3 protein-coding genes are annotated in these 23,670 nt (G+C 74.6%); all 3 read right to left on the bottom strand.

The window, feature by feature from the left end; all coding sequences use genetic code 11:
• Nucleotides 1-11: 11 nt before the first annotated feature.
• From DTB53_RS25220 to asnB, 3 genes are read right to left on the bottom strand one after another with little or no spacing between them, the layout of a single operon-like run.
• Entirely contained in the window at nucleotides 12-971 is a 960-nt protein-coding gene (locus DTB53_RS25220) for a LysR family transcriptional regulator (RefSeq protein ID WP_012382214.1), read from the bottom strand.
• The gene (locus DTB53_RS37905) at nucleotides 968-21,637 is read right to left on the bottom strand and encodes an SDR family NAD(P)-dependent oxidoreductase (protein WP_012382213.1); all 20,670 of its coding nucleotides are present in this window, start codon (nucleotides 21,635-21,637) and stop codon (nucleotides 968-970) included. Before DTB53_RS37905 ends, DTB53_RS25220 begins: the two co-directional genes overlap by 4 nt.
• Complete coding sequence (gene asnB, locus DTB53_RS25210) at nucleotides 21,634-23,670, bottom strand: asparagine synthase (glutamine-hydrolyzing) (protein WP_012382212.1); 2,037 nt, start codon at nucleotides 23,668-23,670, stop codon at nucleotides 21,634-21,636. Before asnB ends, DTB53_RS37905 begins: the two co-directional genes overlap by 4 nt.

Raw genomic sequence — 23,670 nt, 5'->3', positions numbered from 1 at the left:
CCGCCCCGCCGTCACGGGCTCGCTCGGCCCAGGGCCGGGTGCGGCGGTCCGGCGGGTCCGCTCGGGCCCGCCGGGACCACCGACCCGAGCACGTCGAGGAAGGCCATGCCCCGGCCGCTCATCGCCAGGCCGGGCATCATGGCCACGCCGAGGGAGGCGGGAGGCAGGTCGTCGGCGATTCCGACCGTGCGGACCCTCCCCCCGTCGAGGGTCGTCGTCGCCCGGCCGCGCTGGTGCATCAGCGCGAATCCGGAACCCGCCGCCACGAGACCGCGCACGGTCTCCACGCTCGTGGCTCCGATCACCCGCGGCAGGGGGACGCCCGCGTCGGCGAACAGCTTCTCGGCGTGGCGGATGTCGTCGGGCGTGTTCGGGGTGATCAGCGGCCGGGCCGCCAGTGCGGCCAGCTCCACCGGCCCGCTCCCGCCCAGCGGGTCGTCCTCGGCCAGCACGGCGTGGACGGGCATTTCGGCCAGGGCGTGGAACCGGGCGTCCCCGGCCAGGAAGTCGTACGTGACCGCCAGTTCGCAGCGCCCTTCGCCCAGGAGCGCCGCCAGCCGGTCGGCCGGCTCCTCGTGGAAGGTCAGCCGGAGGTCGGCGTAACGCTGCCGGGCGAGCCGGTGGGCGCCGGGCAGCAGGAACGGGGCGAGTGACGCGAGGAAGCCGACGTCGAGCCGGCCGACGGCACCCCCCGCCAGGGCGTCGCCACGCGCCTTGAGGTTCCTGGCCCGCCCCAGCAGGTCCCGGGCCTCCCGCAGCAGATGGCGCCCGCTCGGGGTGAGGGTGACCCCCCGAGCGTGGTGACGCAGGAGGAGTTGTACGCCGAGTTGGCGTTCCAGCCTCATCACCGCCGAGGAGACCGTCGACTGCGAGGCGCACAGCCGCTCCGCCGCCTCGGATATGTTGCCCACTTCGGCGGAGACGACGAAGTACCGCAGTTGCGCGAGGCTGAAGCCCAGGCCGTCGCTCATCGCGTGCCTCCGGCCGGGTCCCGCAGGGTGTCCAGCCAGCGGTCGACCGTGAACGCGGTCTCCGCCGCGTCTTCCTCCAGCAGGGAGAAGTGGTCTCCCGTCAGGTCGGCCCGCCGGTGCTCCAGCGGCCAGCCGGACCGCGCGTCGTCGCCGAGCAGTTCCCGCAGGGGCCCTTCCTGCGCGGCTGCCGCCAGCAGGGTCGGGGTGGTCACCGGCAGCGGGCGCCAGCCGTCGAGCAGCTCCCCGTACCGGGCCATCGCCGTCACCTGTTCGTCGGCGAGGGGCAGGCGCGGGAAGCGGTCGAGCAGCCGCCGTGTGATCACGGTCATGCCCCCGACCATCGCCGCTCCGGTCGTCCGCGGGGTGTCGAGCAGCACCAGCCCGGCGGGGGGCGCGCCCGCCGCCTCCAGCCGGCGCACCACCTCGTGGGCCAGCCAGCCGCCGGAGGAGTAGCCCGCGAGCGCGAACCCGCCGCCCCCGAAACGTCGGAGCAGGGTGGCGGCCAGCCGCTCCGCCGCCGCCTCCAGGTCCGCGGGCAGCGGCTCGCCGGCGCGGTAGCCGGGAAGGGAGGCGGCCCAGACCTGGCGCCGGCCCCGGAGCGCCCCGGCGAAGTTCACGTACTGGTGGGCCCCGGTGGGGGCGATCAGCGACGGCAGGCAGACCAGATCGGGCTCCCGCCGGCCGTCCGACAGCCTCAGCACCTCCGGCTCGTCGCCGGCTCCGGCCGCGAAGACCGGCCGGAGCCGGGCTGCCATCGCCAGCAGGTCGCCCGCCTGCTGCGGGGTACCGGTCTCCAGCACCGTACGGAACAGGGACGCCACCGAGCGGGGGGAGTCCGCCGACGGCCGCGGCGCGGGCCCGGGGGCGGGCCGCTCCCCCGTGTCCTGGTTCCGGCGTGCCACGAGGGCGTCCACCCGCGGGCCGCCACTCGCGGCGAAGTGGTCGGCGAGCTCCGCGACGGACTCGGCGTCGAAGATCAGGGTGGACGAGACCTCTCCCAGGTCCTCCCGCAGGGCGTTCGTCAACTGGAGCACGAGGATGGAGTCCATGCCGTAGTCGCTGAGCGGGGTGGTGAGGGCGATCCGGTCGGCCGGAATACCGAGGGTCTCGGCGGCCCGGTCGCGGAGGTACCCGGACAGGACCTCGGTCCGGCTCACCGTGCCGGCCGCGGACGGGGCCGCCCCTCCTCCGGCGTCCAGGGGTTGCGCGGGGACCTGGACGAAGGCGGGGACGGGAGCGGGGGTGGGGACGTGGGCGGCACGCCGCGGGACGGTGCCCGCGACAGCCGGGGACGAGGAGTCCACCGCCGCCGGGGCCGTGGCTTCCCGGCGGGCCGCAGGCCGGTCACCGGCTTCCCGGCCGGCCGGCCGCCTCCGCCCGGGCTTCCGGGGCTCGGGCCCGCGGCCGGTGCGCGGGGCCACCGACTGCCGGGCCAGCCCGTCGCTCTCGGCGGCGATGATCTGCTGTCCGAGCTCCCGTGCCTCGGGCAGGACGGGCACCACCGCGGTGAACCCCTCGCTCTCCAGCACCCTCCGCCAGTTCTCGGGCGACAGCGCCGGTGAACCCGGTATGCGCAGCGCGTCGTCCTCGAAGAGCCACCAGCCCTCCAGCAGGCCGAACGTGAGGTGGCTGGAGACGTCGAACGCCGCGAGTTCGTTGAGCAGGAGCCACCCTCCGTGGCGCAGGGCCGCCTTGGCGTTGCGGATCGTGTTCCGGGTGTCGCGCGTCGCGTGCAGCACGTTGGCGGCGACGACCAGGTCGTAGCTCCCGCTCTCCACCCCCTGCTGCCCGGCCAGCGGTCGCTCGGCGTCGAAGCGGGCGTAGGAGAGGTACGGCACGTCGGGGCCGTAGGCGCTGCGGGCGTGGTTCAGGAACGCCCTGGACAGATCGGTGTACGTGTAGACCTCGATGTGCTCCTGGAAGGGGCGCAGCGCGGCGAACATGCCGACGCTGGTGCCGCCCGTGCCGGCGCCGATCTCCAGGATGCGCAGGCGGGCCGAGGGGTCGAGACGCAGCCGCTCCTCGACGACGGAGACCGCGGCGTCGGTCATGGCGCGGTTGTACAGGTCGGCGACCCGGTTGTCCCGGTAGGTGCCTTCGACGAGTTCGACGGAGCCGCGCGGGAACAGGATGTCGGTCGGCCTGGTCGCGCCGGTGAGGATGCCGGGGAGCGCTCGGAGCGTGGCGTCGAGCAGGGCGAGTTCGGCCGCCTTGTCGGGGTCGGTGGACCAGTGGGCGCGGCGCTCGTCCCACTCGCGGAGGAGGACGTCCGGCGGCGGGGCCGTTTCCGGGACGATGCGGAGCGCGTGGTCGAGCCAGGTCGCGTACCTGTCCAGGATCCCGGCGTTCCGGCGGAGCCGGTCGATGTCGCCGGGGGACGTGGGAGTTCCGGTTCCGTGCAGCCCGCCGAGCGCCTGCAGGTGCCCGCGGACCATCTTCGCCAGCAGCGGGTCGCGCTCGTCCGCGCGCCACGCGGCGATCGCGCGCATCGACTCCCACCCGGCGGGCAGGGCCGCGGCCGACGCGACGAGGGCGGGCGCCACGCGGGTCCGCGCCCTGGGGTGGACGGTGACCCGCGTCGCCGGGTCGAGCGCCTCGATGGCGTCGAGGTCCTTCAGCCGGATGAAGCTCAACTGGCGCTGGGGGCCGCCGAGCAGGGTGTCGAGGGCGTCCATCGCCTCCGGCGCCTCGATCGAGAGGAGGCCCCAGCGCGCCATGTGCTCCTTGTGCCGCTCGGTCGAGGCGCTGCCGACGCTGCCCCACCATCCCCAGTTCATCACCTTGACCGGGCACGGCCAGTGCCGGTCGAGGAAGTGGGCGTAGGCGTCGCCGAAGGTGCAGCCCGCCGCGTAGTTGCTCTGGCCCGCCGCCGTCGTGAACGACTGGACGGACGAGAAGAACAGGGCGAAGTCCAGCGGCTCGTCCGCGAAGACCTCGGCCATGGCGACGCCGACGCCGGCCTTCGCGGCGAGGCTCGCCCGCAGGGTCCCCTCGTCCATCCGCGCCAGGCTCCGGTCCCGCAGGTCGAGCGCCGCGTGGACGACGCCGTGGATGCGCGGGTGGCGCCGCTTGATCTCCTTGTGGGCGAGGCGCAGCGACGCGGGGTCGGCGGCGTCGGCGGACAGGTAGCTCACCCGGGCGCCGGCCTCGGCCAGCCGCGCGTCGATCGACGCGTCCGCCGGGCGTCGGCCGATCCAGATCACGTGGGCGTCGTGGTTCCGCACGACGTGCCGGGTCCACTGGGTACCCAGTCCGCCGGCGCCGCCGATCACGACGTAGACGCCGCCCCGCCGGTACGGGGCGGGCTGTGCGTCGCCGGGCTCGTCGGGGGCCCAGCGGCGCGCGAGCCACTGGCCCGCGCGGTGGGCCAGGGGATCGTCACCGGTTCGGCCGGGGAGCGCCAGGAGGTCGTGGGGCAGCTCGTCCGTGTCGAGGTCGGCCCGGCGGACGGACCAGTTCGCGTACTCCTGGGCGAGCGACCCGAAGAAGCCGTGCAGCCCGGCGTGGGCGGGTGCGGTCGGCTCGTCGTCGTACGTGGCGAGGGCGCGCCGGGTGACCAGTGTGATGCGGAGCGGGCGTGCGTCGTGTCCGGTGCGGACGAGGGCCTTGGCCGTACGGAAGGCCGCGACGACGCCGTCCTCCTGGGCCGCGGCGAAGCCGGCGGTGTCGGTCGGCGGGAGGGCCGGCCCTCCGTCCGGTCCGGGACCGGGCGCGATCCAGACGAGGTGTCCGACCGGCCCGGCGGACCGTAGCCGGGCCGCGATCTCCTCGGTCGTCGTGCCGGGTGCGAGGTCCCACGGGGTGGCGCCCGGGTGCCGGCCGAGGAGCGCGGCCCGCTGTTCGGCCGTGCCCCCCACCACGAGCATGTGGTCCGCGGGGTCCGGGGCGTGTCCGTCCGGGGTGTGGGCGGCCACGGATTCCCACACGGGTGCGAACAGGGAGGGGACCGGCGGCCGGAGGCGGCGCGAGGTGTAGCCGGTCATCCGTACGCAGACCCGGCCGTGGACGTCGGTGATGTCCACGTCGAGCCGGCTCAGCGCGGTGGCGGGTCCGGTCGCGTCGGCGACGCGGACGACGGCCCGCGCCGAGGACGGGCACGGGGCGAGGAGTTCGAACCGGTCGAGCGCGAAGGGCACCGCGGTCTCCGGGTCGGCCGGTCCGTCGCCGAGGTGCAGCGCGATGGACGCCTGGATGGCGGAGTCCAGCAGCGCCGGGGGAAGGACGGGGCCGCCGTCGGCGGGGCTCGCGCCGGCCGGGAGTTCCAGCTCGGCGAGGACGGTGCCGGTGCCGGTGTCGACGTACGCCTCGCGGACGGCCCGGAGCGACGGCCCGTGGACGATGCCCATCGACGCGAGCGCCTCGCGGACGCGCGTGGCGGACACGGTCGTCGTGCAGGCCGCGCGGAGCGATGTGAGGTCGACCCGGCCGGGGCGGGTCGTGCCGGTGCGGTACACCCGTCCGGTGGAGAGGACGGTGGGGTCGGCGCCCCGGTCCGCGCGTGTGGTGATCTCGAAGGTGAGCCGGTCCTCGTCGCCGGGCCGCACCAGGATGTCGACGTCCAGGGGCTCTCCGTCCCGGGCGGTGGCCGGCCGTACCCAGGTGATGTCGCGCATCAGCAGGGGGGCCGTCGCGTCCGCGCCCCAGAGCCGGACGGCGGTCTGGCGCGCCAGTTCGAGGTGGACGACGCCGGGAAGGACGTGCTGTCCGCGCACCGTGTGGTCGCGCAGGACGGGATCGGCGTCCGTGAACACCGCGGAGGCGCGCAGTGCGCCGGGAGAGTCGGGTGCCTCCGACGTCCGGTGGATCAGCGGGTGGGCCGCCGCCGGGCGTTTCCCGGGGGTGCCGGGGACGGGCAGCGGCGCGGGGGGCGGCGGACCGGCCCAGTGGCTCTCGCGGGCGAACGGGTAGGTGGGCAGGGGGATCCGCCGGTGGGAGCCGGCCGGGAAGATCGCACCGTAGTCGAGGGCGGCGCCCCGGACGAAGCACTCGGCGAGGACGGTGAGGTCGGCACGGCAGGCGTCGGCGTCCGGGCGCCGGTGCTCGGCACCGGCCCGGGACGCGTCCGCCCGGACGCCGGAGGCCCGCGCACCGTGCTCCTCCGCTTCCGTCGCGTCGGCGGCGTATCGCGCACGGCGCTCCAGGCACGCTTCGCCCCGGCTCGTGTCCGCGCCCGGGCGGCCCTCGCCCTCGGGCGTCGCCCGGCCGGTGAACGCCTCCGGTCCGTCGAGCCCCGCGTCGAGGATCCTCAGCAGCTCGGCGCGGTCGCGCGCCACGCAGGCGAACCGGTGGGGGAAGCGGTCCCTTCCGACCGTGAGCGTGTACGCCAGGTCGCCGAGGTCCGGGGCGTCCCCGTGGCGGAGGTGCCCGGCCAACCGGGACACCTGCTCGGCCAGTTGCTCCCGCGAGTGCGCCGAGAGGACGACCAGCCGCGCGGGCCCGGGGGTGCGGGTGCGGGTCCGGGAGGTGTCCGGCGCCTCCTCGATGACGAGGTGGGCGTTGGTGCCGCTGGCGCCGAAGGAGCTGACGGCGCCCCGGCGCGGCCCGCCGTCGGACGGAGCCTCCCACGTGCGGTGGCGCGTGCTGAGGGAGAAGGGGCTGGTGTCGAGGTCGATGGCGGCGTTGGGCTTCTCGAAGTGCGGCGAGGCCGGTATCTGCCGGTGCCTCATCGCGAGGAGGATCTTGAAGACCCCGGCGATGCCGGCGGCGAACTGGGTGTGCCCGAGGCTCGACTTGACGGAGCCCAGTGCGCAGAAGCCGGTCCTCTCCGTACCGGCCCGGAACACCCTGCTGAGCGCCGAGAACTCGATGGGGTCCCCGAGCGGGGTGCCGGTGCCGTGCGCCTCCAGGAGCTGGATGGACCCGGCGTCGATGCCGCAGGACGCGTGGACCTCGCGGAGCAATGCCTCCTGCGACACGGAGCTGGGCGCGGTGATGCCGTTGGTCGCACCGTCGTGGTTGGTGCCCGTGGCGCGGATGACGCCGTGCACGTGGTCCCCGTCGGCGATCGCGTCGCGCAGCCGCTTGAGCACGAGGACGCCGACCCCCTCACCGGGGACGAAGCCGTCGGCGCGGTGGTCGAAGGTGTGGCAGCGGCCCGTGGGCGAGAGCATCCCGGCCCGCCCGGCCAGCTCGTAGAGGCGGGGGGTCGTCTGGACGAAGACACCGCCCGCCAGGGCCATGTCCGTCTCGCCCGACCGGAGCCCCCGGCAGGCGAGGTCGATCGCGACGAGCGAACTGGAGCACGCCGTGTCGACGGCCAGCGCGGGGCCCTTCAGGTCGAGGACGTAGGAGATGCGGGCCGGGATCAGGGATGCCATGTTCCCCCAGAAGGCCTGGGCCGGGCTGTCCTCGCCGACCAGCTCGTGGTAGTCGCCGTTCCAGCAGCCCGCGTACACCCCGCAGCGGGTTCCGCCGAGTTGCCGTCCGGCGTGGCCGGCGTCCTCCAGGGCCTTCCACGCCTCTTCCAGGAGCAGCCGCTGCTGGGGGTCCATGACGGCGGCCTCGACGCCCGAGATACCGAAGAAGACCGGGTCGAACCGGTCGATGCCGTCGAGGAATCCCCCCTGCGTGCAGCGCGCGGATCCGTCGGGCCCGGTGGCCGGGAGGTCCCAGCGGGTCGCTTCGGTGATGAGGTCGTCGCCGTTCGCCAGATGGGTCCACAGCTCGTCGAGATCGTCGGATCCGGCGAACCTGCCGCTCATCCCGATGACGGCGATCGGTTCGGGGCCGGTCGGCGGTCCGGCGGGGGCGGCTCCGTCGGAGGTCGCCGGGCGGTCCGCGGTCGTGCCGCCGCGTGTCGGCGCGGGGCCGGGGGCCGGGGGCGCGGGGGGCGGGGGGACGGGTGCGGGGGCCGCGGCGGGCCCGACTTCCGCGAGCAGGTGCGCGGCGAGGCGGTCGGCGGAGCTGTGGTCGAAGACGACATCGGTCGAGAGGTCGGTCCCCAGCTCCTCGTTGAGCACGTGGACGAGGCGGACGGCGAGGATGGAGTCGAGGCCGTAGTCGGCGAACGCGAGCCCGCCCTCGATCTCCTCCGGCGCCATGACCAGGACGTCGGCGATCTTCGCGCGCACCAGCCGCGCGAGCCGTTCGCCGGGGGCGGTGCCGGCCGGGTCCCGGGGCTCCGCTGCGGTGCGCGGTGTGACGGCCGCCGGGCCTCCGGGCGCGGTGCGCGGTGTGACGGCGTCGGCCGGTGTGCCGGTGACCGCGACCCTACGGTCACCGGGACCGGTGTCGGCATGGGGAGGGGCACCGGTGGCGATCGGCCGCCCGGCCGGCTCCAGGTCCCCGATCCAGAACCGGTCCCTCGCGAACGGGTAGGTGGGCAGGGAGATCCGGCGGGGCGGCGGCACCGCCCCGGGCAGTGCCCGCCAGTCCAGGTCCATCCCGTCCGCCCAGAGGGCGGCCAGTTCGCCGTACTTGCCCGCGCGGCCCCACCGTTCGGCCAGCAGTTCCCGGAGGTCGCCGTCGGCCCGGATCGCGGCGGCCGCGCCCCGGTCCTGCCCGGTGCCGCCCCGGTGCAGGCCCGGGACCGCCGTCCCGTCGCCGGTCTCCGCGAACACGTCGAGCAATCGGCGGAGTTCGGGCACCGAGGGCACCGCCACCGCCAGCCGCTCCCGCATCGCCTCGCGACCGGACCGCAGGGTGAACGCGAGGTCCGCCAGGCGGACCGTCCGCCCGTGCGCCTCCTCCTGTTCGAGGAACGCCGCCAGCCGCGCGGCGGAGAGCCGCAGCCCCTCGGCGGTCCGTGCCGACAGCACGACGAGCTGCTCGCCGTCGTCGGTGGACCGCTCGGCGGGGGCGGCGTCGGCCACGTACTCCTCGATGATCACGTGCGCGTTCGAGCCGCCGGCGCCGAAGGACGAGACCGCCGTGACGCGTGGCCGTGCGGACTCCCAGGGTGCGAGGGCCCGCTGGAGCCGGAACGGCGTCTCCTCGAACCTGATGCCGGGGTTCGGTTCCTCGGCGTGCAGGCTCGGAACGAGGGTGCGGTGCCGGAGCTGGAGGACGGCCTTGGTGACACCGGCGATGCCCGCGGCGGCCTCCAGGTGCCCGATCACCGACTTCACGGAGCCGATCGCGCAGAACTGGCGGTCCCCGGTGAACTTCTCGAAGGCCAGCGAGAGCCCCTTCACCTCGATCGGATCGCCCAGTTCGGTGCCCGTGCCGTGCGCCTCGACGTAGCCGACCTCGCGCGCCGAGATCCCGGCCCGGGTCAGCGCTTCGCCGATCAGTTCCGCCTGGGCGGCCGGGCTGGGCACCGTGTAGCCGTTGGACCGGCCTCCGTGGTTGATGCTCGTCCCCCGGATCACCGCGAGCACCCGGTCCCCGTCGGCGCGTGCGCGCGCCAGCGGTTTCAGCAGCACCGCGCCGACGCCCTCGCCGGGGACGAACCCGTCGGCGCCCCTGCCGAAACTCCGCACCCGCGACTGCGAGGACAGCATGCCGGAACGGCAGAGCTCGACGTAGTCGGACGGGTGCAGGTACAGGTTCACGCCACCGGCGACAGCCAGCTCGCAGGAGCCCCGGCGCAGGTGCTCGCAGGCTTCGTGGATCGCCGTGAGCGAGGACGAGCACATGGTGTCGATCGTCAGGCTGGGGCCCCGCAGGTCGAGGACGTAGGAGGTACGGGCGCTGAGCGAGGCGAACGAGAGCGCGGGCGCGATCCGCTCGCCGGACGGCAACCGGGCCTCACCGTGCCGTGCGTGGCCGGACTTGGTCACTCCGGCGAAGACGCCGACGCGGCGCTGATGGCGGCGGGCCAGCTCCTCGCGGGTGTAGCCCGCGTCCTCGATCACCTCCCAGGAGGCCTGGAGGAAGAGGCGCTCCTGCGGGTCCATGGCGTACGCGTCGCGCGGTGCGATCCGGAAGAAGTGCGGGTCGAACGCGTCGAAGTCCTCCAGGAACGCACCCCACTTGCTGTAGCTGAGCCCGTTGGCCACGGCGGTGGCGCGGTCCGGCTCATAGAAGCCGTCCAGCGGCCACCGGTCCCCGGGGATCTCGGTGATGCGGTCGCGTCCGGCCGTGAGGTTCTGCCAGAACTCGTCGGGGTTCCGCGCGCCCGGATAGCGTCCGCTCATCCCGATGATCGCGATGGCGTCGTCCCGGTCGGGCGCGCCGGACGGTGCGGGCGCGGGCCGGGGAACTGCGGACCGGGGGGCTTCGGGGACGCCGGGGGCCGTGGCGGTCTCCCGGCCGGTCCGGATCGGCGGGCCCGTGAGGTGGTCCGCGACGGCGCGCAGGGTCGGCGCCTCGTAGAAGAGGGTCGTCGAGGTCTCCCCGAACACGGTGTGCAGCTCCCGGTTGAGCTGGACGACCATGACGGAGTCGAGGGCCAGTTCGTCGAGGGGCCGGTCGAGGTCGATGGCGTGCGGGGGCAGCTTTGTGACCCGGGCGAAGATCCCGAGCACCGACTTGAGCGTGTCCGGGTCGGGGGCGACGCCGTTCACCGCGTCCGGTACGGACGCCGGGGCGGGCGCGGTCCCCGCCACGGGGGCAGGGGCGGGCGCGGACCGGGGTGCGGAGGCCGCCACCGGGTCGGGGTCGGCCCTCTCCGGGTCCCCGTGGTGCACCCAGATCTGGTCCTCGCCGGCCTCGCCGAGGCGCCAGGCGTCCAGGAGGGCGTCGAGCCCGGCGTCCGATTCCATGGGGACGAGACCGCGGTGTCGCCGGAGGTACGCGCGGGTCGCGTCGTCGACCGCCATCCCGCCGTCCTTCCAGAGCGGCCACGCGATCGAGACGGTGCGGCCCGATCGTCCGCCCGCGGCGACGCGTGCGTTGCGGCGGGCGGCGAACGTGCCGAGGTGGGCGTTGGCCGTGGCGTAGTCGGCCTGGCCGGGGTTGCCCGTGACGGCGGCGCCGGACGAGAAGAGGAGGAAGGATTCCAGCGGCAGGTCCGCCGTGGCCCGGTCCAGGTGGACCGCGCCGTCCACCTTCGGCCCCAGGACCCACTCCCATTCCTCCGGGGTCTTCTCCTTGACGTACGCGTCGTGGATCACGCCCGCGGCGTGGATGACGCCGTGGACGGCGCCGCTCCGCTCCCGTACCTCCGCGAGGAGATGGCGCACCTCCTCCCAGCGGGAGACGTCCGCGACGGCGTACCGGGCCGCTGCTCCCGCCTCCCGGAGTTCGGCGAGGAGCCGGTCCGTACGGGGGCCGGGTGCGGACCGGCCGACGAGGACGAGCTCGGCGCGTTCGGTGTCCCGTGCGATGCGGCGGGCGACGACGGCCCCGATGCCGCCTGCGCCGCCGGTGATGAGGTAGGTGCCTCCCGAACGCCAGGGCGTGCCCGCGCCGGCGGCCGTGCGGGGGGTCCAGGTCCTGACGTGGCGTTGGGCGTCCCGGTGGAGAACGAGCGGGTCGTCGGCGTGCCGTGCGTTCTCCAGGACCGCGTCCGCGATCCGGGCGGGGTCGCTCGCCCCGTCGAGGAGGATGACCTGTCCGGTGATCCGCGGGTTCTCCAGAGCCGTCGTGCGCAGGAGCGCCGAGAGGGCCGGACCGGCTTCCTCGTCCTCCGCGCCCGACGTCACCACCTGCACGAGCGTGGTCCCGTCGTGCGCCTCCCCCGCGAGCGTGCGGACAAGCTGGAAGACCTGCCGTGACAGGTCGGTGAAGCGGGTCTCCGGGCGCCGCCCGGCCGTCGTGACGGCGTGGCAGCGCACCCCGGGCAGCAGACGCCCGACGCCCTCCCGCAGGGATGCGGGGGTGCCGCACAGGATGACCGCGTGACGCCGGTACGGGGAACCGTCGGCAGGACCCGGGGCCCCGGCGGCGGGCCTCGGGGTCCACCGGGGCACCGACAGCGTCGTCGCGGGGGCCGGAACGGGGGCGGGTTCCCGCGCGGGCACGGCGACGGCACGCTCCGGGCCGGCGGCGTGGCTCCGGGTGGGTGCGGACGGCTCCGGGCTGCGGGGAATCCAGTACCGGTCGCGTGCGAACGGATAGGCCGGGAGGTGCGCGCGCCTCGGCGTTCCGGAGCCGTCGGGGCCGTACAGCCGGCGCCACTCGGCCTCGCCACCGGCGCACCAGCGGGCCATCATCCCGGTGAGGCCGTCCCGGTCCTGACCGGGGACCGGATCCGGTCCGTCGCCCGAGCCGCTGATGAACTCGCGGAGCCGGGAGGCGAGTTCGCCGCGGGAGGCGACGGCCCAACCGACGCGTTCGGCCATGGCCTCCCGTCCGGTCTGGAGGGTCCACGCGATCGAACGGAGCGAGTCGGTGCGCCGGGCGTCCTCCAGGTGTGCGAGCAGGTCCCGCGCCCGCTCGCGCAGCTCCCGCTCCGTGCGCGCCGAGAGGGGCACGGCGACCCGGCGGCCCCCGGGGGCGTCCGGGTCCGAGGCCGCCTCCTGGTCCCTGCCCGGGTACTCCTCCAGGACGACGTGGCAGTTCGCGCCGCCGAAGCCGAAGCTGCTGACCCCCGCGCGCCGGGGGACGGGCGCACCGTGCTCGTCGGTCGCCCGTTCCCAGGGCTCGCACGCACGGACGATGCGGAACGGGCTGCCGTCGAGCTGTATGTACGGGTTGATCTCGTCGAGGTTCCGGGAGGGCGGCAGCGTGCCGTGCTCCATCGCGAGAACCGTCTTGAGCAGGCCCGCGATCCCGGCGGCGGCCTCCAGATGGCCGATGTTGGGCTTCACCGAGCCGAGTGCGCAGGTGCCCTCGCCGTCGCTGCCCAGCCGCCGGAACGCGTTGCGCAGCGCCTGCACCTCGACGGGGTCGCCCAGGGGCGTGCCGGTGCCGTGGGCCTCCAGATAGCCGATGGTGCGGGGGTCGATGCCGTCCATCGCCCGCACCACGAGGTCCGCCTGGGCGGCCCCGTTCGGCGCGGTGAGGGAGTTCGCCCGGCCGCCGTGGTTCTCGGCGCTCCCGACGATCACGGCGAGGATCGCGTCCCCGTCCCGCTCGGCGGCGGCGAGCGGCTTCAGCACGACCGCGCCGACGCCCTCGCCCCGTACGTAGCCGTTCGCGTCGCTCGCGAAGGTCTTGCACCGCCCGTCCGGGCTCAGCATGCCCGCCTGTGCGGCGCTGACGAACGTGTCGACGCTGAGGAGCAGGTTCACCCCGCCCGCGATCGCGGCGTCGCAGGCCCCGGACCGGAGTGCTTCGACGGCCCGGTGGACGGCGACGAGCGAGCTGGAGCAGGCCGTGTCGACCGGTTCGCTCGGACCGTGGATGTCGAGGACGTAGGAGATGCGGTTGGCGAGCATGGAGTGGGCGTTGCCCGTGGAGGTGAAGGCGTCGGGCGGGGTGCCGTGGGCGGCGAGCAGCGTCGCGTAGTCGGTGCCCGAGACGCCGAAGAACAGCCCGGTGCCGGCCGGCAGGTCCGCGGGGGCGTACCCGCTGTTCTCCACCGCGTTCCAGACGGTCTGCAGCGCCAGCCGGTGCTGGGGGTCCATCAGTTCGGCCTCGCGCGGCAGGATGCGGAAGAAGGCGGCGTCGAAGGCGTCCACCCCGTCGAGGACGCCCGCGTGGCGCGGGAAGTCGGACGCCTCCACGATCCGCGCGTACTCCTCGTCGTACCGGTCGACGGGGAACGCCGTCACCTGGTCGGTCCCGGCCGCCAGATTGGCCCAGTACGCGTCCAGGTCGGGGGCGCCGGGGAAACGGCCGCTCGCTCCGATGACGGCGATCGGGAAGGCGCCGCCCGGGTCCGCCGGGCGTGGGGCGGCGTCGGGGGCCCCGGCGCTCTCCCGGCGGGTCCGGTGCCCGGTGTCCGGGGCGGGCGGCCTCGGGGCCCCGGACGTCCGGGGGGTCCCGGCAGAGGTCCCGGAGGTCCGGACCGCCGTGGCGGGGGCGTCGGCACGGGCCGGGGTCCCGGTGGACTGTTCGTAGGCCGTGCGCAGGGTGGCCGCGTGCTCGGCCACGAGGTGCTCCCCCAGCGACGCGAGGGTGCTGCGGTCGAAGAAGACCGCGGGGGTCAGCTCGACGCCGAGCCGCTCGCTCGCCTGCGACGCCAGGGCGACGAGCGAGATCGAGTCGAAGCCGAAGGCGTCGAAGCCGGTGCGGGCGTCGAGTTCGCCGGGGTCGAACTTGAGGATGCCGGACGCCAGGCCGCGCAGTTCGTCGACCGCGAAGGCCAGCAGTCGCCCGGCCTCCCCGGTCTCCCCCGGTGTCCCGTCGTCCGCTTGCCCGTTGCCGCCCCGAGCGGCTGCCGTGGTCGCGCCCGAGGTCCGTGCGGTCACCTCCGGATCCTCCCTCGGCCCTTCGTCGTCGCCGCACCAGAGGCCGGCGAGGACACCGACCACGCCGCCGTTCCGGTCCAGCAGTCCGACCGAGCCCCCGATGCCCTCTCCGGAGGCGGTCACGTCGAAGACGGCGTACGCCACCGGGACCCGGCCGTCCGCCCCGTCGGCGAAGATCCGGACCTCGTCGATCCGGTGCGGTGCGCTCCGCGCCCACCGGGGGTCACCCGTGCGCTTCGCCTCGAACCGCAGTCCCTGCGCGACGGCCTGGAGGACCTGCGGAGCGAGCGTGACACGCGGTTTCACCCGGTCGTGCTGGAGCTCGGGGGTGCCGAGCCGCAGCACGAGGCGTCCGTCGCGCAGGCGGAACACCTCCTCGACACCGGCGAGTTCGGGGGCGTACCCGACTCCGCCCCCGGCCAGTTCCGCGAGGAAGACGGCCGGGGAGAGCGGTTCGGCCAGGTCCGGTGCCAGCGCCCCGGGGAGCAGGCCGACGAAGGGTCCGGCGTGGGGGTGTCCGGTCGGCCGCGTGCCGCCGCCCCCGTCCGCCCGCAGGGCGAACTCCGCCACGGCGGTGCGTCGCCCCGACGCGTCCTCCGTGTGGACGGCTCCCGCCGCCGAGTCCCCTCCGGCCGTGTCCAGGACCGTCACCAGGCGCGCCGCGGCCGTCCAGTCGACCGGGCCGAGGAGGCGGAGCCCGCGCACGAGGGACCCGTCGGAGAAGCCGGAGACCTTCGCGGCGGCGATCGCCAGGTCGACGGCGAAGGTGGGAACGATGCCGCGTGTCCTGTCCTGCCGCTCGCCCAGCGTGCGGCCGTAGTCCAGGAGATCGTCGAGATGCACGTCGAGGACGTACCGCAGGCCGGTGACGTCCGACGCGTTCCGGCCGAGGAACGGGTGCAGCTTCTCGCGCAGGGCGAGCGGCGCGGTCACGGACGGCGCGCCGTCCTGAGGGGCGACCCAGCACCGTACGCGCTCGAAGGGGTACGCGGGCAGGGAGACGCGGCGGGGCGCGGGAGCGTCCTGCGCGTCGGCCCGCTGCCAGTCGGCGCTGCTCCCGCCCACCCAGGCGGTCGCCAGGTCGCGCAGGTCCGCGGTGCGGGCGCCGTCGCCCGCGAGCGCGGCGCCGAGGTCGCGGTCGCCGGCCAGCCGGCGGTCGACGGCGGCCAGCGCCTCGTCCACGGTCCGCGCGAGGAAGGCCCACCGGTGCGGGAGTTCGTTCTTGCCGACGCGGAGGGTGTGGGCGACCGAGGCGAGGTCCGGCGCCGCGGCCTTGGCGAGGAAGGCGCGGAACCGGGCGAGGTAGGCCAGCAGCGCGGCGTCGTTCATCGCGGAGAAGACGAGGAGTTCCTCGCGCCCGCCGGGTGCGCTGCCGCGCGCTGCGCCGTCGTGGCGCGGGTACTCCTCCAGGATCATGTGGGAGTTCATCCCGCCCGCGCCGATCGAGGTGATCCCGGCCCGGCGCGGATGGGTGACCTCGCGTCCGTCGACGCTGGTGACGGCCGGCTTCCAGGCGGTGAGCTCCTGCTGCACCCGGAAGGGGGTGCGGGAGAAGTCGATGTCCGGGTTGGTCACCGAGCTGTGCAGCGAGGGGACGAGCTGTCCCCGCTGGAACTGGAGGAGGACCTTGGCGATGCCGATCATTCCGGCGGCGTGCAGCAGATGGCCCATGTTCGACTTCACCGAGCCGATCGCGCAGAACCCGGTGTCCGGGGTGTGCTTCCGATAGGCGGTGGTCAGCGCCTTGACCTCGATCGGGTCGCCCAGGGACGTCCCCGAGCCGTGCGCCTCCACGTAGCTGATGGTCCGCGGGTCGACCCCCGCGTCGTCGATCGCCTTCTCGATCGCGCGCGCCTGCATCCGGGGGCTGGGGACGGTGAACCCGTTGCGCACCCCGGCGTTGGCGAGGGCCGTCCCCTTGATGACGGCGTACACGTGGTCGCCGTCGCGCTCGGCCTCGACGAGCGGCTTGAGGACCAGGGCGCCGACCCCCTCGCCGAGGATCGTCCCGTCCGCCCCGAGACCGAAGCTCCGGATCACGTCCGAGGTGGCCGTGGTGAAGTGCTCCTGGGACGAGCTGATGAGGTTGTACGGGTGCAGGAGCAGGTTCACCCCGCCGGCGACCGCCATCGCGCACTCGCGCGCCCGGAGCATCTGCACGGCCTGGTGGACGCAGGTGGAGGATCCCGAGCACATGGTGTCCACGAAGAGGGAGGGGCCGGTGAAGCCGTAGAAGTACGACAGCATGTTGGGCAGGGTCCCTGTGTAGCTGCCGCTCGCGGCGGACCCCCGGGTGAGGCCGTTCTCGAATCCGTAGAGGCCGTAGTGGTTGCTCATGGATCCGGCGAGCACGCCGACGTCCCCGTCGTACTTTCGGCGCAGCGTCTCGCGCGAGTAGCCCGCGTCCTCCAGTGCCTCGACCCCGGCCCGCAGGAACAGCCGGACCTCGGGCGACATGTTCTCGGCCTCGCGCTGGGAGATGCGGAAGTAGCGCGGGTCGAACGTGTCGATGTCCGAGAGGAACGTTCCGGTACGGATGGTGCTCTTGCCGAGGACGCCTCGGTCGCTGCTGTAGATCGCGTCGTGGTCCCAGCGGTCGCGCGGCACCTCGCGGAACGCGTGGCGGCCCTCTTCGAGTACCGCCCAGAGTTCGTCCAGGGTGTCGGCGCCGGGGTAGCTGCCGGAGACGCCGATGATCGCGATGTCGTGGTAGTCGTCGCGCGCGCCCGGGGCCTCGCTCCGGCTGCGGGCGGACGCGGGGGCCGCTTCCGCCACCGGACGTTCGGGTGTGGCGGGAAGGCTCGCCGCGACCGGGACCGTGCCGCCGACCGGTGCCGTGGCCTCGGCCGGGACCGTGGCCTCGGCCGGAGCAGAGGCGTCGGCCGTCCGTCCGGCGGTGGTCCGGTGTGGGCTCGCGGTGTCGGGGACGGTCCGCAGCACCCCGGCGTGCTCCGCGACGAAGTATCCGGCGACGCCCGCGATGTCGGTGTACTCGAAGAAGATCGTCTTGGGCAGCGGGCCGAAGAGTTCTTCGAGCGCCGCGGTCGTGTCGAGGATGGCGAGCGAGTCGATGCCGTACTCGATGAGGTCGACCGTCTCCTCCAGCGTCCCGGGATCGCGGTGGAGCGCCTCGCCCACGACCCGGCGCAGCAGGGCCGTCGCACGTTCCCTCAGAACTTCGTCGGCGACGGTGGCGGCCGTTTCCGCCGGAGCGGAGGCGGCGGGAGCGGAGGCGGCGGATCCGGCGGCCGGCGGATCCGGCACCGTCGGCGCCGCCGGGGGCGTCGGTGCGGCCGTGAGCGTCGCGGCGGCGCCGTGCGCGACCACGACGTGCGGGGGCGCGTCGCCCAGGGCACGGCCCAGGAGCCGCAGGCCGTCCTCGGTGGGAAGGGGCTCCCAGCCCCGGTCCCGTCGCATCGTCCTCAGCGTGACCGCGTCCACGGACATCCCGCCGTCGGCCCACAGCGGCCAGCTCACCGAGCGGGTCCGGCCGGTCCGCTCGCCGATGTCGACCAGCGCCTGGCGGTGGTGGGCGAAGGCGTCCAGGAAGGCGTTGGCCGCCGCGTAGTCCGACTGGCCCGCGTTGCCGAACACGCCCGCCACCGAGGAGAACGTGACGAAGAAGTCGAGCGTGAGGCCGCGCGACGCGGCGTCGAGGTGGAGGACCCCGTCGACCTTCGGCGCCAGCACCGCCCGCAGGTCGGAGGCGTCCTTGGTGAAGACGTACGCGTCGCGGAGCACGCCCGCCGCATGGACGATGCCGTCGATGCCCCCGTGGGCCCCGGTGATGGCGCGGACCGCCCGGTCCACGTCGGTGCGCGAGCCCACGTCCACGGGGACGTGGTGGGCGTCGACTCCGGCGTCCCGCAGCTCCCGCAAGGCCGCCTCGCTCACGGCTCCGTGCTCCGACCGTCCGCTCAGGACGACGGTGACGCCGGGGTACCGGCCGAAGTAGCGGGCGACGTGCCGGCCGATCCCGCCGAGACCGCCCGTGATCCAGTAGACCCCGCCCTCCTTCAGCGGCGGGACCTCGGCCCCGTCGCCCAGGCGCAGTTCCCCGGGACGGGACGCCTGGCGTGTGCCGTCCGCCCCGTACCGGACATCGCAGTCGGCCGACCGGTCCGCCGCCTCCGCCCGCAGGATCTCGGCGATCCGCTCCGGCGGCGCGGCGTCGAGGTCCGCGACGCGCACGACCCGGCCCGAGACGCGCGGGTTCTCCTGGACGACGGTCCGGAACAGCCCGGTGAGGGGGGCGTGATAGTGCCGGGGCGGCCGGTCGTCCACGAGCACGACGAACCGCCGCGGACCTGCGGGCTTCGACCGCACGGCGTCGGCGACGTCCCGGAAGGCCAGGTCCAGCGCGGCCCCCGCGCCCTCGGCGACGCGGCCGGGATCGACGTCGGGGAGCCGTGCGACGGTGAATCCGGTGAGGTCCGCCACGGCGGCGGTGTGCCGGGCCGCGCGTCCGCCGAGGTACCCCCGTACGACGGGTACGGGTCCGGCCCCGTCATCGGGTACGCCGAGCGGGGCCGGCACCCAGGAGACGGCGGCGGTCACGGTGTTGCCGCCCGTCTCCGGGCCGGCTCCGGGGGTCGCCCCGGCCGGTTCCGTCCGCTGGACCAGTCCGCGCAGACTGACGCTCATCGTGCCCTTCCCGTCGCAGAGATCGATGTCGAACATGTCGAGCGGGCCGCGGCCCTCGCGCCGCCGCACCCATGCCCAGGTCTCGGGCGCGCAGGGACCGTGGACCGTGAGCTCCTCGAAAGCGAAGGGCAGCGCGGGGGCGGACCGGCCGCCACCGGTGGCCGTCGAGGTGTCCGCCAGAAGGACGACGGAGGCCTGGAAGGCCGCGTCCAGCACGCTCGGCGGCAGGACGTGTCCGGCGTCCCCGGCCCCGTCCGCTCCGGGTTCGACGATGCGCGCGACCAGCTGACCCTGCCCCAGCCGCAGTTCCCTCAGCCCGCGCATGGCGGGCCCGTAGTCGAGCCCCCGGTCGCGGAACTCCGCGTACACCTGTGCCTGCCCGCGCTCGCGGGGGCACGCCGCCAGCAACCCGGCGAGGTCGAGCCGGGCCGGTTCCCCGGCCCCGACGGTCTCGGCCAGCCCCGAGCTGTGCACGGTGCCGGGGGCCGTTCCGGTGGAGATCTCGAAGGCGAGCGCGCCGCCGTCACGCGCGGTGAGGCCCACCCGGACCTCCACCGGCCCGTCCCGCACGACCAGCGGGCGCGCCCATCCCATGGTGCGGAGCCGGACGGCCGGGGGCGCCCCGGTCTCCCGCCCCGCCGCACGGGCCACCGCGGCACGCACCATCTCCACCTGCGCCGCCGCCGGGAGAACGGGAGTGCCGCGTACCCGGTGCGCGGCGAGGAACGGCTCCTTGCCGGTGAAGGTCGAGGCGAAGCGCCGTCCTCCGGAGCCGGGGACGGCGGCGTGGAGGAGGGGATGCGGCGCCGCGGACCGGGACGCGGCTCCCGGCTGCTCCGTCAGCGCCCTCTCCGCGCCCGTCCGGGCCGGCTCCGTACGCGCGGCGTTCGCGGTCCCGGCGGTCTGCGCGGTGGGCGCGGTGGGCGCGGTGGGCGCGGTGGGCGCGGGCGAACGGTCCGCCGTCGCTCTGCCCGCCTCCCCCTCCCCCGGCGTCCCCGCCTCCCTCTCCCTCGGGATGCCCGCGTCGCCGTCCTTCGGCGGAACCCTGAACCAGTGGCGTTCGCGGGCGAACGGATATCCGGGGAGGCGCACGCGGCGCGGGGCCGCCGCGGGGTCGGCCTCCCGGGGCCGCTCCGACCAGTCCGCCGTCCCGCCGCCCGCCCAGAGCGCCGCGGCCGTCCCCAGCCCGGCCGCGTCCGCGTCGTCGGCACGCACCGTCGCGCCCCGGTGGACCTCTCCCCCGGCCCGCTCGCCGTCCGCGAAGGCCGCCAGCAGACCGACGAGTTCGGTACGGTCCGCGACGATGAACGCGACCCGCTCCCGCATCGGGTCGCGGCCGATCCGCAGCGTGTACGCGATGTCGGCGAGCGCCTGCGCGGGCTGCTCCCGCAGATGGGTGAGCAGCGTGCGGGCGACCTGGCGCAGCCGCTCCGGTGTCCTCGCGGAGAGCGGCACGAGATGCGGGCCGGGCGGGTCCGTCCGCCGTGGTTCGTCGGCGAGGTGCTCCTCCAGCACGACGTGGGCGTTCGTGCCGCCGAACCCGAAGGAGCTCACCCCGGCCCGGCGTGGCGGGACGCTGCCGTCCGGGCCCGCGGGCGGCGCCTCCCAGGGCCGGGTCTCGCGGACGACGTGGAAGGGGCTGTCGTCGAAGCTGATGAGCCGGTTCTGCTGGCGGAAGTTGACGGTGGCGGGCAGTGACCGGTGTGCCAGGGAGGCGATCACCTTGGCGATCCCCGCGACCCCGGCGGCCCCTTCCAGATGCCCGATGTTGGTCTTGACCGATCCGATCCCGCAGCTCTCCGGCCGGGCGGCGGTGCCCTGCGCGGCGTGCAGGTTCCGGAAGGCGGTCTTGAGCGCCATGACCTCGATCGGGTCGCCGACGGGTGTGCCCGGGCCGTGCGCCTCGATGTAGCTGACGGTCTCCGGGCGGATTCCGGCGCGGGTGTAGAGCCCTTCGATCAGGTTCGCCTGCGCGGTCGGACTGGTGACGGTCAGGGAGTTGGTCCGGCCGCCGTGGTTCGTGGCGATCCCCTTGATGACCGCGTGGACGGGGTCCCCGTCCGCGACGGCCCGTGCGAGGGGCTTGAGCAGGAGCACCGCTCCGCCCTCGCCGCGTACGTAGCCGTCGGCGGCCTGGTCGAAGGCGCTCGCGCGGCCGGTCCGCGACAGCATGCCCGCCTGGCTGAAGGCGACGAAGTGCTTGGGCGACCAGATCAGGTTGACCCCGCCGGCCAGGGCGAGACCGCACTCGCCGTGGCCCAGTGCGCGGACCGCTTCGTACACCGCCACCAGCGAGCTGGAGCACGCGGTGTCGTTGGTGATGCTCGGACCCTGGAGGTCGAACTGGTAGGAGATCCGGTTCGCGATGATCGAGTAGGCGGTGCCGGTGGGGAAGTAGGCGTCCGTCCGCACCCCTTCGCGTTCCATCATCTCCGCGTAGTCCGCGTGGCAGACGCCCATGAAGACGCCTGTCGCGGTACCGGCCAGATCTCCCGCCGCGTACCCCGCGTTCTCCACGGCCCGCCAGGCGAGTTCGAGCGCCATCCGCTGCTGCGGGTCCATGCTCTCGGCCTCGCGCGGCGATATGGCGAAGAAGTCGGCGTCGAAGCGGTCCGCGTGCTCGACGAAACCGCCCCAGACGCTGTTGGTCTTCTGCGCCCCGCGCCGGGGATCGCCGAAGAACTCCTCCCTCGACCAGCGTTCGGGCGGTACCTCCGAGATGAGCGAGCGGCCCGCCAGAAGGTGTCCGGCGAGTTCCTCCAGTGTCTCGGCGCCGGGGAAGCGCAGAGCGAGTCCGATGATGGCGACGTCGTCCGCCGCCGGCTGCGGTGCGGCCGTGCTCATCGGGGGCCTCCCGCCCCGTGGAGGGCGTGCGCGGCCGGCCGCGGTCCCCGGGAGCCACGGAGATCGACGATCGTGTCCGCCTTAAGCTCCGCTTCCGGGTGGCCGGCCCTCCCCCGGTCCCGGCCGCCCGCGAACTGCTGGTGCAGGACGGCCGTCGACAGCAGGTAGATAAAGGCCTGGTCCTCCTTCGTGCTGATCCCCTCGCTGGGTGTCGCCATGATCTTCGCCACGAGCTTCCTCGCGAACACCGGGTCGAGGCCGTCGATCTTCCGCAGCTCCGTCTCCGAGAGCAGCAGCTCCATGTAGTCGGGCCGGTGCTCCTTGAAGACGGCCGCGCCGGGGGCGCGGTAGGGCTGCTTGCGCCGGGCGAGGCTCGATTCCGGCAGCTCGCCCCGGAAGGCCTCCTTGAGGATGGCCTTCTCCTCGGAGCCGTCGTCGAACCGCAGATTGACCGAGGCCGCCGCACGGACCACCGCGGGATCGAGGAAGGGGCAGCGGTTCTCGATGCCGTGGGCGAGGCTCATGCGCTCCCCCTGGGTGGAGAGCAGGTAGCCGGGCAGCAGGGTCTTGAACTCGAGCCACTGGGCCTTCTGCACGGGGCTCAGGGCGGCGTATCCGGGTGTCGACGCCGTCAGCGCCAGGAGGTCCGCGAACGGATCGCCCCGCTCCTTCAGCAGACGTGCGGCGAAACGGCCGTTCTGGTAGCGGAGTTCGTGCGAGAAGAGGCCGGGGAGCCGTTCCACGGCGAACTGCTCGAACAGGCCCTTCAGCCGGGCCCGGTTCGCGGGACCGAAGTGGCTCAGCTCCGGGTGAAGGCGCCCGATCCCGGCCATGCGTTCGTCGTCGGAGAGGTCGTGCCACGCGGCACGCAGCAGGGTCTCCCGGAAGAGGGAGTAGCCGAGGAAGGCCTCGTCGGCGCCCTCGCCGCTGAGGATCACCTTGATGCCGGCGTCGCGCACATGACGGGAGAGCAGGTACATGGGCACGAACGCCGTCCGGAACGCCGGGACTTCGGCGTGGTAAACGGCGGACGGGAAGTTCGCGGCGATGTCCGCGCCGCGCACGGCGATGGACGAGTGGAGCGACCCGAGGTGCGAGGCGACGACGTGCTGGCTGCCCGACTCGTCGAAGGCCGCCTCGTCGAACTCGACCGAGAACGTGCGGACCGCGTGCGGGGAGAGTTCGGTCGCCAGTGCGGTGACGATGGACGAGTCGAGGCCTCCGCTCAGGTAGACCCCGACCTCGACGTCGCTCCGCAGCCGCATCGCGACGCTTTCCCGGAGGGTGTCGCGGACGAATGCGACCGCTTCCCGGGCGGAACCGGTGAACGGGTCGGCGTCGATTTCGAGTTCGGCGTACGTGGTCAGATCCACGCGGCCACCGCGCACGGTCAGGAAGCTCCCCATGGGCAGTTGGCGGATGTGCCGGAAGGGGGTCCGGTCGGGCAACGGGGTCCACACCGCGAAAGCGGAGGCGAGTTCTCCGGGGTCCAGTTCGAAGCGGAATCCGGGGAATGCCCGGAACGCCTTCATCTCCGAGGCGAAGAGGAAATCCCCGTCCGGGCCCGTGCCGCTCCCCCGGTCGCTGTAGAAGACCGGGCGCTTGCCGTACCTGTCCCGGGCCAGGAAGAGGTCCCCGGACACCGCGTCCCGGATGGCGAAGGCGAACGCGCCGTTGAAACGGGGCAGAGCGCCCGCTCCCCACTGGGCCCACGCCTGGAGGACCACTTCGGTGTCCGAGCGGGTGCGGAAGTGCCGGCCGAGCCCTCGCAGCTCCCGGCGGAGTTCGACGTGGTTGTACAACTCGCCGTTGAAGCAGATCCAGTAGCGGTCGGACGGGTCCGCCATGGGCTGGGCGCCCGTGGCGAGGTCGATGACCGACAGCCTGACCGTGCCCATGGCCACCCCGTCGTCCAGGTAGTAGCCCGCCTCGTCCGGGCCGCGGTGGCGGATGAGCGACAGCATCGAGGCGATGACCTCGGGCGTGGCCCCGGCGTCGAGCGAGGGCGAGACGAAGCCTGCGATTCCGCACAT

This window comes from Streptomyces griseus, from assembly GCF_900460065.1.
Lineage (GTDB): Bacteria > Actinomycetota > Actinomycetes > Streptomycetales > Streptomycetaceae > Streptomyces > Streptomyces griseus.
This window is presented reverse-complemented; position numbering and strand designations above follow the sequence as displayed.

What these genes read in the sequence shown, in the direction of transcription:
- DTB53_RS25220 (WP_012382214.1), bottom strand. Translation starts at nt 971, where the DNA reads ATGAGCGACGGCCTGGGCTTCAGCCTCGCGCAACTGCGGTACTTCGTC.
- DTB53_RS37905 (WP_012382213.1), bottom strand. Translation starts at nt 21,637, where the DNA reads ATGAGCACGGCCGCACCGCAGCCGGCGGCGGACGACGTCGCCATCATC.
- asnB (WP_012382212.1), bottom strand. Translation starts at nt 23,670, where the DNA reads ATGTGCGGAATCGCAGGCTTCGTCTCGCCCTCGCTCGACGCCGGGGCC.